Here is a 14942-nt window from a genome sequence, read left to right as displayed (position 1 = left end):
CTTTAATGCTGGTTGTTTTTACTAAATTAGCATATCTCAATGAACACCTTATGATAACCGAAACGCAATTTCAACACGAGATATCCCTAATTATTTCCAACGCCATTAGAGAAGACGTCGGCGATGGCGATCACAGTGCACTGGCTTGTATCCCAAAAGATGCCCAAGGTAAGGCAAAGTTGTTGGTAAAGGATACCGGTATAATCGCAGGGATCGAGTTTGCAAAACAGGTTTTTGCCTTTGTAGATAAAGACTTAAAAGTAGATACACTACTTCATGATGGGTCTCATGTAAAACCTAATGATATTGCTTTTTATGTGGCGGGCAATACGCATAGCATTTTAAAATCGGAGCGTTTGGTTTTAAATGCCATGCAACGCATGAGTGCCATTGCCACAAAAACCAACCATTTTGTAAAATTATTAGAGGGTACGCAAACAAAGATTTTAGATACGCGCAAAACAACACCGGGGATAAGAGCATTGGAAAAGTGGGCCGTTAAAATCGGAGGAGGAGAAAACCATCGATTTGCGCTCTATGATATGATTATGTTAAAGGACAATCATATCGATTTTGTCGGTAGCATCACAAGTGCTATCAGCCAGACAAAAGCGTATTTGGAAAATACAGGACGCCATCTTAAAATTATTGTAGAAGCTCGTAATTTGGACGAAGTGGCCGAAATTCTTTCTTGTGATGGGGTGTACCGTATTCTATTAGATAATTTTACCTTAGAGGACACCAAAAAAGCAGTAGCACTAATTAAAGACATGTGTTTAACAGAATCTTCCGGAGGTATTACGGAACAAACCTTAAGAGCTTATGCGCAGTGTGGGGTAAACTATATTTCCTCCGGTGCCTTAACACATTCTGTACATAATCTGGATCTCAGTCTTAAAGCATTTTAAATGTCGACCGAAATAGAAGAAAAACTAGAAAAAATTCCTATCATTAATTGGGCAGTTCAACTTCTTAAAAAAGTGAAACTGCCTGCTTTTGAAGGACTTTCACTCTATGACCTTATCGAAATGTACATTTTTGGCATTGTGCAAGGGGCCTTGTCTACCAGAGCCAGTTCCATTGCCTTTAGTCTGTTTATGGCATTGTTTCCTTTACTTATATTTTTAGTTACGCTGGTGCCTTTTGCCATACCGTATGTTCGCGTGGGCAATGAAAACTTTGACGCTCAATTTTTATCGTTTTTAGAATCCTTTCTTCCCACAGCCACAAGTGAGTATTTCGGAGAAATCTATCAACAAATAAAAGACCAAAAACAGGGTGGCTTACTATCATCTGCATTTTTTATTTCTATCATTTTAATGACCAATGGGGTAAGTGCCATATTTGCCGGATTTGAAAATTCGTATCATGTAAAACTTACCCGAAATTTTTTTCGACAATATGCCTATGCCCTTATGGTAGGCTTGTTGTTGTCCTTATTATTGCTTTTTGGTGCTGTTGTATATGTGTATTTTGAGTTTTATATTCTCGATGTTTTAAACGAATTTACGGCAAAAACCAACGGATCTAACGTAGATGAGAATAGTGTCGTTTGGGCAAGAGCAGGTAAAATTCTATTTTTTGCCTTACTATCTTACCTTACAACAGCCGTACTTTATTATTTTGGTACGGCAGAGGGCAGGGAAGCGCGTTTTTTTTCCGCCGGAGCCTTAATGACAACGCTGCTGTTTTTGCTAACTTCCTATTTGTTTGGGGTCTATATAGAGAAATTTGCCAGATACAACGAATTATACGGAGCCTTAGGTGGATTATTAATACTTATGGTGTTTATATGGTTAAATTCTAATATCTTGCTCTTGGGTTTTGAATTGAACGGATCGCTAAATTCCTTGCGAAAAAATGTTAAAAATGACGATAAGGCAACGTAGCTACGCTTCTTTTATATTCCTATTTTTTTTCGTTCTCATTGCTAAGGCACAAAGCATCTTAGGACAATGGAAAACGGTAGATGACCGCCATAATCTGGAAAAGGCGGTTATAGAAGTATACAAGGAGAATGGAAATTATCACGGAAAAGTGATTAAAATTTTAGAAAAAGGCAAGACTGAGGCGACTTGCGAGAAGTGCTCGGACGAACGAAAAGGGCAGCCTATACTCGGTATGAAGATCATTGAAAATCTTCAAGAAAATGGGAAAGGCCAGTACAAGGGCAATACCCTTTTTGATCCGGAACAAGCCATGACCTTTAAGTGTAAAATATGGTTAAACCCGGATAACCCCAATGAGCTAAAGGTTAGGGGTTATTTGGCGTTGTTCTATAGAACGCAAACTTGGATCAGAGTCGGGGGATAAGATAAAGGTGTTATGAATTTTTTTGTTGATGTCATTCTGCCCATTCCCTTAGCGCGCTATTTTACCTATGCTATTTCAGAAGAGGTATTTTCTAATGCCGAGATCGGGATGCGTGTGGCAGTTCCTTTTGGTAAAACAAAAATCTATACCGGAATTATTGGTAGCATACATCAAAAACCTCCAGAGGTTTATGAGGCCAAGGATATAGAACAGCTTTTAGACACTACTCCGATTGTGACCCAAACACAATTACGTCATTGGGAATGGATGGCAGCGTATTATATGTGTACCATGGGTGAGGTGGTAAGAAGCGCACTTCCGGGTGCATTTTTGCTAGAAAGTGAAACGTTAATCCTGAAGAACCCAAATAGTGTTATTTCTGAAAAAGATTTAGCCGATGATGAGTTTTTGGTCTATGAAGCCTTACAGCACCAATCGGCACTAAAGATTCATGAAATTGCGGCGATTATCGATCGTAAGAATGCGCTGCCTGTACTAAATAGATTGTTGGCAAAGCAGGTCATTCTATTAAAAGAAGAGCTGTACGAGCAGTATAAACCTAAATTAGTATCCTATGTACAACTGGCTAGCGAATATACCTCTGAGCATCATTTGGAAGAATTACTGCAATCCTTGTCCCGATCGGCCAAGCAAAGCCAGGTAATCCTTGCCTTGTTCCAATTTAAGGCCACTACCAAAAAACCGTTGGAAATTACCGAATTAGAAAAAGTAAGTAAGGTATCCAGAGCAGTAATTAAGAGATTGATTACGAAAGGCATCCTGGAAGAATATAGGATTCAAACCGATCGTGTTGTGTATAAAGGCAATGTTGATGAAACAAGTGACATAACGCTCAATGCGTATCAGCAAAATGCGCTTGCTCGCATAAATTCGGGGTTTGCAGAAAAGAAGGTAGTGTTACTCCACGGGGTTACTTCATCAGGAAAAACTGAAGTGTATATAAAATTGATAGAGGATTGTGTGGCTCACGGAAAACAGGTATTGTATTTAGTACCCGAAATTGCCCTAACCACCCAACTCATAGGTCGGCTACAAGCTTATTTTGGGGAAAAAGTATCGGTATATCATTCCCGATATTCTGCCCATGAACGTGTAGAGGTTTGGAATAATGTACTGGTTAATTCGCCCAAAACACAGGTTGTTATAGGTGCTCGGTCGGCTATGTTTTTACCCTTCCGTGCCTTAGGGTTGCTAATTGTGGATGAGGAGCATGAAGCATCGTTTAAACAATTTGATCCGGCACCGCGGTATCATGCGCGAGATGCCGCTATTGTTTTGGCGAATTACCATGATAGTAAGGTGGTATTAGGTTCTGCCACACCTAGTTTAGAGAGTTTTTATAATGTCTCAAAAAAAAAATATGCCTATGCCAGCATAGAGAAGCGCTACGGGGATGTCTTACTTCCGGAAATTGAACTGATAGACCTTAAAGAGGCGCTTCGAAAAAAACGTATGAAAGGGCATTTTTCGGAAACCCTATGTTTAGAAATTGAAGCAGCCCTTAAAAATGGGGGACAAATTATTTTATTTCAAAATAGGAGGGGATACGCTCCGGTTGTAGAATGTACTACTTGTGGGCATTGCCCGCAATGTCCCAATTGCGATGTAAGTTTAACGTATCATCAACAAAAAAAGCAACTGCGCTGTCACTATTGCGGGTACCATATAGCCTTACAGGAAAGTTGTCAGGCCTGCGGTTCATTTACTTTAGATACCAAAGGTTTTGGTACCGAACAAGTAGAACAAGAACTTAATGAAATTTTCCCTGATGCCTTAGTGGGCAGAATGGACTTAGACACCACAAGAGGTAAGCATGGGTATGAAAAAATTATAGCCGCCTTTGAAAAACAAGAAATAGATATACTGGTAGGTACCCAAATGCTAACCAAAGGATTAGATTTCAGGAATGTTAGTGTAGTAGGTATTATGAATGCCGATGCGGTATTGAACTTTCCCGATTTTAAAGCGCATGAACGAAGTTTTCAATTATTAGTGCAAGTGGGAGGCCGCGCAGGGCGTACAAAAAAAAGGGGAAAAGTACTGATACAAACATATAATCCGCAACATGCTATTTTAAAACAAGTGTTGGCACAGGATTATGACGCCATGTTTAAAGAACAGATGCATCAGCGAGAACAATATCAATATCCGCCTTTAGTGCGACTCATAAAGATCACCTTTAAACACAAGGATTATAACAAAGTAAACGAGGCGGCCGATTGGTTTGCCAAATCGCTTCGAAATGTAGTACAAACCACAGTGTTAGGACCCGAGTTTCCGGCGGTGGCACGTATCCGAAATCAATTTTTAAAGGATATTATTATAAAATGGAGTGCCAAAAAATCGGTATCAACAATAAAAAAAGACATTAAAAGAATTGAAAAATCTTTTAATGCCATTTCATTTTATAGGGGCGTAAGGGTCATCTACAATGTAGATCACATCTGATACCTTACACGTTGCTTAAGGCTTCGGCCAATTCGGTTTTTTTATTGCGGCTCAATGGTATTTGCCTCCCGCTAACCTCTACATTCTTACTATTAAATTTCTCAACCTTTTCTAAGTTTACAATATACGATTTGTGGATTCTTAAGAATTTATCTTCCGGAAGTTCTTTCTCAAAAGACTTCATGGTGGAAAGAATTACAATATTTGCTTCATCGGTAACCAACTTAATGTAATCGCCTAAGGCTTCAATCCACTTAATTTCACTTAGGATTACTTTTCGTTTTTTAAGATTGCTTTTTACGAAAATATGCTCTTCATCTTCATTGCCCAACTTATTCATTTGTTCAAACTTCGCTACGGCTCTTTTAACCGAAGCTTCAAATCGGGAAAGCGTAATAGGTTTGTGCAAATAATCGGTTACGTCATAGTCGAAGGCTTTGAGTGCATAATCCGGCTTACCGGTAATTAAAATCACTTGCGGACTGTTTTCTAAAGACTCTAATAAATCAAATCCGCTGATTATGGGCATTTCAACATCAAGAAAGATTAGATCAATTTCGTTGTTTTTAATACCATTCTTCGCTTCAATGGCATTACTGTATTCCGCGATAAGGGCTAAGTTAGGGTGGTTGTTCACGAGTTTGGCAACTGCCATCCGTTGCATAGACGAATCGTCTACGATAATACTACGTAATTTCATAAGGGCTTGATTTGTGGGGTTAAATCATCGACAAATTACTAAAAAAACAAATTAAGCTACAATAAAAGATGTAAACAATGCCGTAATTGTTGTGTAACTGGTCGTGACCATAGTTTAATTGGTTTTAGGTTAAGTTCTATATTTTACGAATCTCCTAGCTATAACGAAGATTTTTGTTATTTCTTGTAAATCGTGTTAATAATTATTACTTTTGCCCACCGAAAAAAATATTATATATGAATAATTACGAAACTGTTTTCATTTTAAATCCCGTTCTATCTGAAACTCAGATAGAGGAAACAGTTAAGAAATTTGAAGATTTCTTAATTAGCAAAGGAGCCGCAATGGTATCCAAAGAAAATTGGGGGCTGAAGAAATTGGCCTATCCTATTCAACACAAAAAAAGTGGTTTTTACCATTTATTCGAATTTACTTCCGATGGAGAAGTGATATCTCCCTACGAGCTTGAGTTTAAACGCGATGAGCGTGTAATGCGTTATCTTACTGTAAAGTTAGATAAACATGCCGTTGCATGGGCAGAGAAAAGAAGAACTAAATTAAAAGCTAAAGCCTAAAAATTATGTCAACGATTGAACAACAAGCTAAAGGGAAAAAAGATGGGGAAATACGATACCTTACCCCATTAAATATCGACACCAATACTCAAAAGAAGTACTGTAGATTTAGGAAATCTGGTATTAAATATGTCGACTATAAAGATCCGGATTTTTTACTGAAGTTAGTTAATGAACAAGGTAAACTTCTTCCTAGAAGACTAACGGGCACTTCCTTAAAATATCAAAGAAAAGTGGCGGTAGCAGTAAAAAGAGCACGACATTTAGCTTTAATGCCTTATGTAGGAGATTTATTAAAATAAAAGAAACAGATCATGGAAATTATACTAAAAGAAGACATACAAAATCTGGGTTTTAAGGACGATCTGGTTAAGGTTAAAAATGGGTATGGTAGAAATTACCTCATACCTCAAGGACTAGGTGTTTTGGCAACAATCTCTGCAAAAAAAGTGTTGGCAGAGAATTTGAAGCAAAGAGCCCATAAAGAAAAGAAGATTGTAGATGGTGCCACCAAGATAGCAGAAGCTATAGCCCAACTGCAAATAAAGATTGCAGCTAAAACTGGTGGTGGCGATAAATTGTTTGGCTCTATTACCACTATAGATATCGCCGATGCACTTCATAAAGAAGGTCATGACATCGACAAAAAATACATTAGCATTCAAGGAGGGTCTATTAAAAAGTTAGGGACGTACAATGCGCAAATCAGATTGCACAGAGATGTACTTGCAGATCTTAAATTTGATGTAGTTGCAGAGAAGAATTAGTGTAAATAAAAAGTTAATAAATTTTAAGAGTTATGCACGCATAACTCTTTTTTTTTAGCTTATTTTACAAAAAAAACCATTTTAAAATAACCGACTCAATGAAAAAAGGACTCGCATACTTCGTGCTTTTATTTTTTACGATTTTTCTTGGGCATACCCAAGTGACTACCTCTAATATTAGGGGGTTGGTAGTAGATAACTCCGGTGAACCTTTATTAGGTGCCAATATTGTAGCCTTGCATACACCAACCGGTACCACCTACGGAGCAATTTCCAATGAAGATGGTCGGTTTAATCTCCTAAATTTAAGGGTCGGTGGGCCTTATGTGGTAACAGTTTCCTATGTGGGCTTCAGAGCCCAGCAGAATTCCGATGTTTTTCTCACCTTAGGCAAGACCTTCAGTTTAGATGCGCAATTGGTGAGCGAAAGTGAGGCGTTAGATGAGGTGGTCGTCTATTCGGATAGAGGAAGCACTTTTGGAAGCGATAGAACCGGTGCAGAAACTAGTGTGGGGCGCAGGGAGTTATCTCAGATACCAACTATTTCAAGATCTACTAATGATTTTACGAGATTGGAACCTACCGCTAGCAACGGCTCTTTTGGGGGTAGAAATGATCAATTTAATAATTTTTCGTTAGACGGTGCAATTTTTAATAATCCCTTTGGTTTAGATGAGGCGCAACCCGGTGGGCAAACATCAGCAACGCCAATATCCTTAGATGCCATAGATCAAATCCAAATTTCAACAGCACCCTATGATGTTACGCAGTCCGGTTTTACGGGTGCCTCCGTGAATGCCGTCACTAAAAGCGGTACAAATGAATTTTATGGCACGGTCTATGGATTTTTTAGGAATGACGACCTTACTGGTGGCAAGATTAATGGCGAAGACGTCTTTAAAACAGGCCTAGAACAAGTGCAATACGGTGTTAGTGTAGGTGGGCCAATTGTGAAAAATAAACTTTTCTTTTTTGCCAATTTTGAAAAGGATGATTTAACCGAACTTGGTACGGCGGGATTTGTTCCCAATACCGGAAGCGGAGCTATTAATGAATCGCGCGTTTTGGCGTCCGATTTTGCGTTGGTCGATAATCTGTTACGACAAGTCGTTGTAGGGCAGGATGGGCAAGGTGCTCCTATCTTCTACGATCCCGGTAGCTTTCAGAATTTTAATTTTGATCAAGAATCCATTAAAGGTATTTTTAAATTAGATTGGAACATTAATGATAAAAACAGATTGGCAGTAATCTATAATTTTCTAGAGGCCTCCAAGGAAAAACCGGCGCATCCGTCGGCTTTAGGTTTTAGAGGGCCAAATACTGCGACGCTTCAATTTGAAAACACCGGGTATGAGATCAATAACAACATTTATTCTTTTCAACTAGAGCTCAATTCTACCTTGTCTGATGAAGCTACTAATAAATTGCAAGTAGGTTACACCCGTTTTGACGATTTTCGGAATCCGTTATCTACCCCTGCGCCTACAATTACCATATTGGATGCCTCCGGGAGCTCTAATTACATTATAGCGGGTCACGAACCTTTTTCAATTAACAATACGCTAGATCAACGTGTATTTCAAATAACAAATAACCTTAACTTTTTTAAAGGCAATCACACCTATACAGTAGGTTTTTCTTTTGAAAAGTTTCAATTCGACAATTCCTTTAATTTAGGCACTTTTGGAGCTCAAGGTGTTTTCTTCCCCACGACCACCATTGCAGATTTTCCAAACTTTGCAGCTTCCGGAGAGTTGCAAGCTGCTTTTGATTTTGCCATAAATACAGCAAACAGTCTTGAAGCAAACGGTGTAGGTAATTTGGGAGGTTGGGCGTTGGCAGAGACTAATGTAGGTCAGTTAGCTTTTTATATGCAAGATGAATGGAATATTTCAGAAAACTTTAAGCTTACCTACGGTATTCGTTTTGATAAACCATTGTTTTTCGATACCGCTGATAATGTAAGGGACAACATCGAAAGAAAAGGGGGTGCCAATGGTACCTACATACCAACCATAGAGTATTTTGACCCTGAAACCGGGCAATCCGTGTTGTTAGATTCTGAACGAATGCCAAACAATGATTTCCTAGTATCGCCAAGGGTTGGCTTTAATTGGGATGTAAAAAATGATAATTCGTTGCAGGTTAGAGGAGGATCTGGGTTATTTACAGGGCGTTTTCCTTTTGTTTGGTTAGGCAATCAAGTACAGGGTATCGATTTCTTTTTCTATCAAGTCGTAGATCCGGATTTTAAATTCCCCCAAGTCTGGCGAACCAATATTGGTGTGGACAAGCGGCTCGACAACGGCGTTGTGCTTACAGCCGATTTTTCATATACAAAAGACATCAATGCAACTCATGTACAGAATTGGGGACTGAATACGCCAACAGCAACACTTGGAGGCGTTGATAATCGTCCTGTGTATCAAGACACCGACAAATCGCAAGTTTTTGGCGCTCCTACCAGTGCTTTTGTATTTACTAATTCTGATAAGGGAAGAATTTGGAATACAGCCTTTAAAGCGCAAAAGTCCTTTGAAAACGGTATCTATGCACAATTGGCCTACAGCTATTTAAATGCGAAAGAAGTAAATTCGGTAGAGGCGGAAATTACAGGTGATGCTTTTGCAGCAAATGCCATTTCCGGGAATGCCAATGATGATGTTCTTGCTTTTTCTCGTTATGGCGACAAACACCGTATTATTGGTCTTTTTGCTAAAGAATTTAGAACAGGAACTACTATTTCAACATTTTTTGAATACGCAAGTGGTAACCGTTTTAATTATATTTACGGGGGCGATATAAACAACGATGGTTCTAGTATAAACGATCTTATATATATTCCTACCACAGCAGAAGTGGGGCAAATGAACTTCAGTGGCGCCGGTCAGGCTGAAGCTTTTGAAGCTTTTATTCAACAAGACGATTATCTAAGCGATAATAGAGGGCAATATGCAGAAAGATATGGAGCACTTGCACCGTGGAGAGGTCGATGGGATGTTAAAATTCTTCAAGATATTCATCTTTTCAACAAAAATAAGCTACAAATTAGTGTGGACGTACTTAATATTGGTAATATGATTAATTCCGATTGGGGTGTGGTAGAAGTGCCTGCGTTTAACCAATTAATTGGTGTAAGTGTAGATCAAAATAATAACCCTACCTATACTTTTGATCCAAACCTAAACAAAACGTTTACGGCTAATACCGATGCTAATTCGCGTTGGAGAGCCCAATTTGGGGTACGATATATATTTAATTAGGACGGATACCCCAGACACTTTAAATTTGCACGAACAACAAAAGGCTATATTATGTAGCCTTTTTGTTTTTAGAATGTCATGAAATATACCAGACTCACAAAAGAACAATTGGAAGAATTGCATCCGGAATTTATTAATTTTTTGGCTACCCAGTCTATCTCAAAAGAAGAATGGAACGAATTAAGAACGAATAAGCCGGAGGTTGTAGAAGCGGAGTTAGACATTTTTAGTGATTTAATTTGGGAAGGCGTACTGTCCCGAGTTTCCTATCTAGAAAATATTGCTGCGCAACAGATGCATTTATTCCATTTAACAGACAAAGAAATGAAGCTCATTTCTGTAAAAGTGATGAATCCGGATATCGATTTGGGTACCAAAGAGGGCTTTGCATGGTTCAAAAAAAACTATAATTCAGATTTCGTGGAATATCTTACTGCCTCAAAGACCTATTCGGCAGACAAAAACAGTGATAAATTTGGCTTAATTCAACAAGGAGCAGTCATAACTAAAGGAGAACTTTACCAATGGTTTGAAACCCTAATTTCTTAAATAATAAAGTCTGAAACACATCACTATTAGTGCAAACATTTATATTTGTCTAAGAATAGCAAATTATGGTACAAAAACCATCGATACCTAAAGGTACGCGCGATTTTACGCCTACCGAAGTTGCCAAGCGCAACTATATTTTTGATTGTATAAAAAGGCAATTTCAACTTTTTGGATTTCAGCCTATTGAAACTCCTTCCTTTGAGAATTCCGACACCTTGCTAGGCAAATATGGCGATGAAGGCGATCGGTTGATTTTTAGGATATTGAACTCGGGCGATTTTTTAAATAAAGTAAAAGACGAAACTTTAGAGGCTAAAAATTCGCAGGAAGTGGCACGCCTAATTTCAGAAAAAGCCTTGCGATATGACTTAACCGTTCCTTTTGCGCGCTATGTGGTAATGCATCAAAATGAGATCGATCTTCCGTTTAAGCGGTATCAGATGCAACCCGTTTGGAGGGCAGACCGACCTCAAAAAGGGCGGTTTAGGGAGTTTTACCAATGCGATGCCGATGTGGTAGGTTCCAATTCACTGCTTCAGGAAATAGAATTGATTCAGTTATACGATGCGGTTTTTTCAGATTTAAAATTGCACGGGGTTACCATCCACCTCAATAACAGGAAAATCTTGGCGGGCATTGCTGAGGTAATTGGTGCCAAAGATAAATTAATCGATTTTACGGTAGCATTAGATAAATTAGATAAAATTGGGGTACATGCGGTAAAAAAAGAAATGCAAGAAAAGGGTATTTCAGATGCTGCGCTTACAAAGTTGGCACCTCTATTTACTATTGAGGGCACTAATGCGCAACGGTTAAAAGCTTTGGGTGATCTTCTTACCGTTTCAGAAGAAGGACAAAAGGGTGTAAAAGAGTTGCTTTTTATTTGTAATGCGCTAGACGAAATTGGGTTACAATCTGCCAAAATAAATATTAATGTAACCCTAGCGCGCGGATTAAACTACTATACCGGAACCATTATAGAAGTAGCTGCTCCTGCGCAAGTTGCTATGGGCGCTATAGGTGGCGGCGGTCGTTACGATGATCTTGCGGGTATTTTTGGTTTAAAAGATGTAAGTGGTGTAGGCATCTCCTTTGGCTTAGATCGCATTTATTTGGTTTTGGAAGAATTAGGCTTGTTTCCCAACACTATAGCCCAATCATTAGACGTACTTTTTATAAATTTCGGAGACAAAGAGGCCATGTCCGCTTTAAAATTGATTAAAAAGCTAAGAAAAATGGGTGTTAAAGCCGACTTGTACCCCGGAAATGTTAAGGTGCAGAAACAGATGAAATATGCCCATAATCGAAACCTACCGTATGTAGGACTTATTGGTGCGTCGGAATTAGAGACAAAAAGCTTTATCATCAAAGACATGCATGTAGGCACGCAAAAAACATACCTCATGGAAGACTTCGATGCTTTTGGGCATGAACTGCTTACAAAACCTGTGTAATCGCTTGTATAATAGTTTTGTAATATACCCAATCGTGAGGGACATACTGCTTGCGTAAATAGGCGTCTTTAAGTTCGCTATTAAAGGTGGAAATCGAGATTAATTTAAGATCATCTACCTCACTTTTTTGCAGAAACAAAGTATCTATAGGTACTTGTAATGGACATATAAAGGTATGCTGATATTCACAGTCGTACAGTGCCGTAGAATGCCTGTGAACCGATTTAAAATAGCCAATTTTTTTCAAATCCGTTTCTAAAATAGTCAGTCCAATTTCTTCTTTTACTTCTCGTAAAGCAGCTTTGGGGGCAGATTCGCCCGCGGCAATATGCCCTGCTACAGAAACATCCCATAATGAAGGAAAGGTGTCTTTTGTTTTAGCTCTTTTTTGCACTAGAATTTCTCCCGAAAAGGTATAAAACCAGACATGCACCGTAGGATGAAAAAGACCCTTTCGGTGCGCCTCTGATTTCTTAGCTGTTGCTCCGGTGTCATTACCGGCAGCATCCAGAATGTCCACAAATTCATCCATGATGTTTACTCCCAAAAATGCGATGTGCCAAAATGGCTTCAAAAAGGGGTTTAATCTAAAGATTCCCCGACCCTTGAGTCGGGGTTTCCTATTTACCGCTCCTTTGGAGCGATCGGAACTGCCTTTTTGCAGTTCCTGGTGAGGTAAAATACAAAATTTCGATTTTTGGCTCAAAGGCCAAAATGAAACTGGCGAAATCCGTGCTGAGCGCAGTAGAAGTATACCCCTATGGCTTGCCTCGGGGATAGTCAGTTTCAAGAAATTTTTTAATCAAAATAACTAAACGTTTCCCCCGCTTTAATGTTCAAAACTGTTTCGTAGATAAGGCGAATCACATTTTCCACGTCGTCGCTATGTACGGTTTCTACGGTAGTGTGCATATAGCGTAGTGGCAATGAAATGAGCGCCGAGGCCACCCCGCCATTGCTATAAGCAAAAGCATCAGTATCGGTACCAGTGTATCGCGACGAAGCCAAACGTTGAAATGGAATATTGTTTTTCTCCGCCGTTTCTAAGATGCGTTCCCGTAATTTATTCTGTACGGCCGGCGCATAAGAAATTACGGGACCTGCCCCGATTTCGGTGTGGCCTTGTTTCTTTTTTTCAATCATTGGCGTTGTGGTGTCATGGCACACATCGGTAACAATAGCGATATTAGGTTTAATGGTGTGGGTAATCATTTCTGCACCGCGAAGTCCTATTTCTTCCTGGACGGAGTTCGTAATATATAACCCAAAAGGAAGTTTCTTTTTATTTTCAAACAGAAGACGAGCCACTTCTGCGATCATAAATCCACCTATTCGGTTGTCAAGCGCCCTGCATACAAACTTGTTCTCGTTTAATATCTGAAACGCGTCCGGATAGGTAATAACGCAGCCTACGTGCACGCCGAGTTTTGCTACTTCAGCTTTATCCTTGGCACCTATGTCTATAAAAATATTGTCTAGCTTGGGGGGTTCTTCTTTCGCATTATCTCTTGTATGTATGGCGGGCCACCCAAAAATACCTTTTACAATACCGTTTTTAGTGTGAATATTAACCCATTTGGAAGGCGCAATTTGATGGTCGCTGCCCCCGTTTCGAATCACATAAATAAGGCCATCATCTGTGATGTAATTTACATACCACGAAATTTCGTCAGAATGCCCTTCTATAACCACTTTATAGGTAGCCTCCGGATTAATAACCCCAACCGCAGAGCCATAAGTATCTGTTATAAAAGTATCTACATACGGTTTTACGTAGTGCATCCATAATTTTTGCCCTTCCCACTCATAGCCTGTAGGTGCAGCGTTATTCAAATATTTTTCTAAAAAGACTAGGGAACTTTGGGTGAGAATTTTTTGTGATGCCATTTAATTTGGTTTTAATTGCAAACTTAATAATATTCACTTTTATTTAGTACTATCATCAAAGGTTTATCGTTAATTTTGTCGAGATTTTTTCTTTAATAATGACCATTAAACCATTGTTAGTGTTATCGTTTGTTGGTGTGGCGTTTGTTGCTCGAGCCCAAATACCCATGGCACAAAACGATTCTTTGGCAGAGAAATACCTTATTATTGAAGGAGATTCTGTGGCATTGAGTTCTATTGCCTTGGAAGAAGTGTTTGTTTTTGGGAAATTAAGGTTTAGCTCTTACGAGGACAAACTGCGGTATTATATCTTACAACGCAAAACGATAAAAGTGTATCCTTATGCAAAATTGGCTGCGGAACGATTGGTAGAATTAAACGATAGTCTCACCAAGATAAAATCGAATTCTAAACGAAGAAAGTATACACGGGAAGTGCAAAAGTATATCGAAGGTGAATTTTCGGATGAACTTAAAAAATTAACGCGAACCGAAGGCCAAATACTAATAAAACTTATATATCGGCAAACGGGGAGTACCGCTTTTAATTTAGTGAAGGAATTGCGAAATGGATGGCGTGCATTTTGGTATAATACTACAGCAAAATTATTTAAAATTAGCATTAAAGAAGAATTTCACCCAGATGAAGTGTACGAAGATTACTTAATCGAAGACATTTTACAGCGGGCTTTTGCGGAATATAAACTAGAACGGCAAAAATCGGCATTAGATTATGATTTTGCCCAGCTTACAAATAAGTGGGATAAGGTTGCCAAGCCCTAATTCGTAAAAAATTCAAGAAAATAAGAAAAGGAATAATGGTTTAGTTGTTCTATTTTTTCTAAATTGAGAGTCGCTTTTTATAATGTTACATCATTCTAAAAAAAAACATAACGTTCTAAAAAGGTGTTTTCCAAGTTGTTGTGATTTGTGATTTGTGCTAATAAAAAAAAGCTTGTAAAA

General features: G+C 38.7%; 14 protein-coding genes. 11 read left to right on the top strand and 3 right to left on the bottom strand.

Annotated elements, in window-relative coordinates:
• The first annotated feature begins 50 nt into the window (after positions 1 to 50).
• Genes nadC through priA form a run of 4 tightly spaced genes read left to right on the top strand, consistent with a single transcriptional unit; the run spans position 51 to position 4782 of the window.
• Complete coding sequence (gene nadC, locus U1E44_RS12315) at positions 51 to 908, top strand: carboxylating nicotinate-nucleotide diphosphorylase (RefSeq protein ID WP_323673899.1); 858 nt, start codon at positions 51 to 53, stop codon at positions 906 to 908.
• Positions 909 to 1889, top strand: coding sequence for a YihY/virulence factor BrkB family protein (locus U1E44_RS12310; RefSeq protein ID WP_322931392.1), 981 nt, complete (start codon positions 909 to 911; stop codon positions 1887 to 1889).
• Positions 1870 to 2313 carry a DUF2147 domain-containing protein gene (locus tag U1E44_RS12305; RefSeq protein ID WP_322931391.1) on the top strand — a complete coding sequence of 148 codons (444 nt, stop codon included), beginning with the start codon at positions 1870 to 1872 and terminating at the stop codon, positions 2311 to 2313. The genes U1E44_RS12310 and U1E44_RS12305 overlap by 20 nt, the downstream gene beginning before the upstream one ends.
• Before the next feature lie 12 nt (positions 2314 to 2325).
• Complete coding sequence (gene priA / locus U1E44_RS12300) at positions 2326 to 4782, top strand: replication restart helicase PriA (RefSeq protein WP_322931390.1); 2457 nt, start codon at positions 2326 to 2328, stop codon at positions 4780 to 4782.
• Positions 4783 to 4786: 4 nt separating this feature from the next.
• On the opposite strand, the gene U1E44_RS12295 is transcribed toward priA, so the two are convergent.
• On the bottom strand, positions 4787 to 5482 hold the full coding sequence (locus U1E44_RS12295; protein ID WP_322931389.1) for a LytR/AlgR family response regulator transcription factor: 696 nt from the start codon (positions 5480 to 5482) through the stop codon (positions 4787 to 4789).
• A 236-nt stretch (positions 5483 to 5718) separates the two neighbouring features.
• Between U1E44_RS12295 and rpsF the strand changes: the two genes are divergently transcribed.
• The 6 genes from rpsF (at position 5719) to hisS (ending at position 12093) form a co-directional block, all read left to right on the top strand.
• Positions 5719 to 6057 carry a 30S ribosomal protein S6 gene (rpsF, locus tag U1E44_RS12290; protein ID WP_322931388.1) on the top strand — a complete coding sequence of 113 codons (339 nt, stop codon included), beginning with the start codon at positions 5719 to 5721 and terminating at the stop codon, positions 6055 to 6057.
• Positions 6058 to 6059: 2 nt separating this feature from the next.
• Positions 6060 to 6359, top strand: coding sequence for a 30S ribosomal protein S18 (gene rpsR / locus U1E44_RS12285; protein WP_323673898.1), 300 nt, complete (start codon positions 6060 to 6062; stop codon positions 6357 to 6359).
• Positions 6360 to 6371: 12 nt separating this feature from the next.
• Positions 6372 to 6824: a 50S ribosomal protein L9 gene (rplI, locus tag U1E44_RS12280; protein ID WP_322931386.1), complete on the top strand. Its 453-nt coding sequence runs from the start codon at positions 6372 to 6374 to the stop codon at positions 6822 to 6824.
• 98 nt (positions 6825 to 6922) lie between these two features.
• Positions 6923 to 10087: a TonB-dependent receptor gene (locus tag U1E44_RS12275; RefSeq protein ID WP_322931385.1), complete on the top strand. Its 3165-nt coding sequence runs from the start codon at positions 6923 to 6925 to the stop codon at positions 10085 to 10087.
• A 78-nt stretch (positions 10088 to 10165) separates the two neighbouring features.
• A complete protein-coding gene (locus tag U1E44_RS12270; RefSeq protein ID WP_322931384.1) occupies positions 10166 to 10636 on the top strand; it encodes a DUF6495 family protein in 471 nt (156 codons plus the stop codon).
• A gap of 65 nt (positions 10637 to 10701) precedes the next feature.
• A complete protein-coding gene (gene hisS / locus U1E44_RS12265) occupies positions 10702 to 12093 on the top strand; it encodes a histidine--tRNA ligase (RefSeq protein ID WP_322931383.1) in 1392 nt (463 codons plus the stop codon).
• Here hisS and U1E44_RS12260 read toward each other — a convergent pair.
• Both U1E44_RS12260 and U1E44_RS12255 read right to left on the bottom strand, forming a co-directional pair.
• Complete coding sequence (locus tag U1E44_RS12260) at positions 12077 to 12883, bottom strand: NUDIX hydrolase (RefSeq protein ID WP_322931382.1); 807 nt, start codon at positions 12881 to 12883, stop codon at positions 12077 to 12079. The genes hisS and U1E44_RS12260 overlap by 17 nt on opposite strands.
• Before the next feature lie 8 nt (positions 12884 to 12891).
• Positions 12892 to 13980, bottom strand: a complete 1089-nt coding sequence (locus U1E44_RS12255; protein WP_322931381.1) for a M42 family metallopeptidase — start codon at positions 13978 to 13980, stop codon at positions 12892 to 12894.
• Positions 13981 to 14078: 98 nt separating this feature from the next.
• Here U1E44_RS12255 and U1E44_RS12250 point away from each other — a divergent pair, with 98 nt between their 5' ends.
• Entirely contained in the window at positions 14079 to 14762 is a 684-nt protein-coding gene (locus tag U1E44_RS12250) for a DUF4294 domain-containing protein (protein ID WP_322931380.1), read from the top strand.
• The last annotated feature ends 180 nt before the right edge of the window (positions 14763 to 14942 follow it).

Source organism: Aurantibrevibacter litoralis (assembly GCF_034651555.1).
GTDB lineage: Bacteria > Bacteroidota > Bacteroidia > Flavobacteriales > Flavobacteriaceae > Aurantibrevibacter > Aurantibrevibacter litoralis.
Note: the sequence above shows the minus strand (reverse complement) of the source record. Positions and strands in the feature narration are given on the sequence as shown.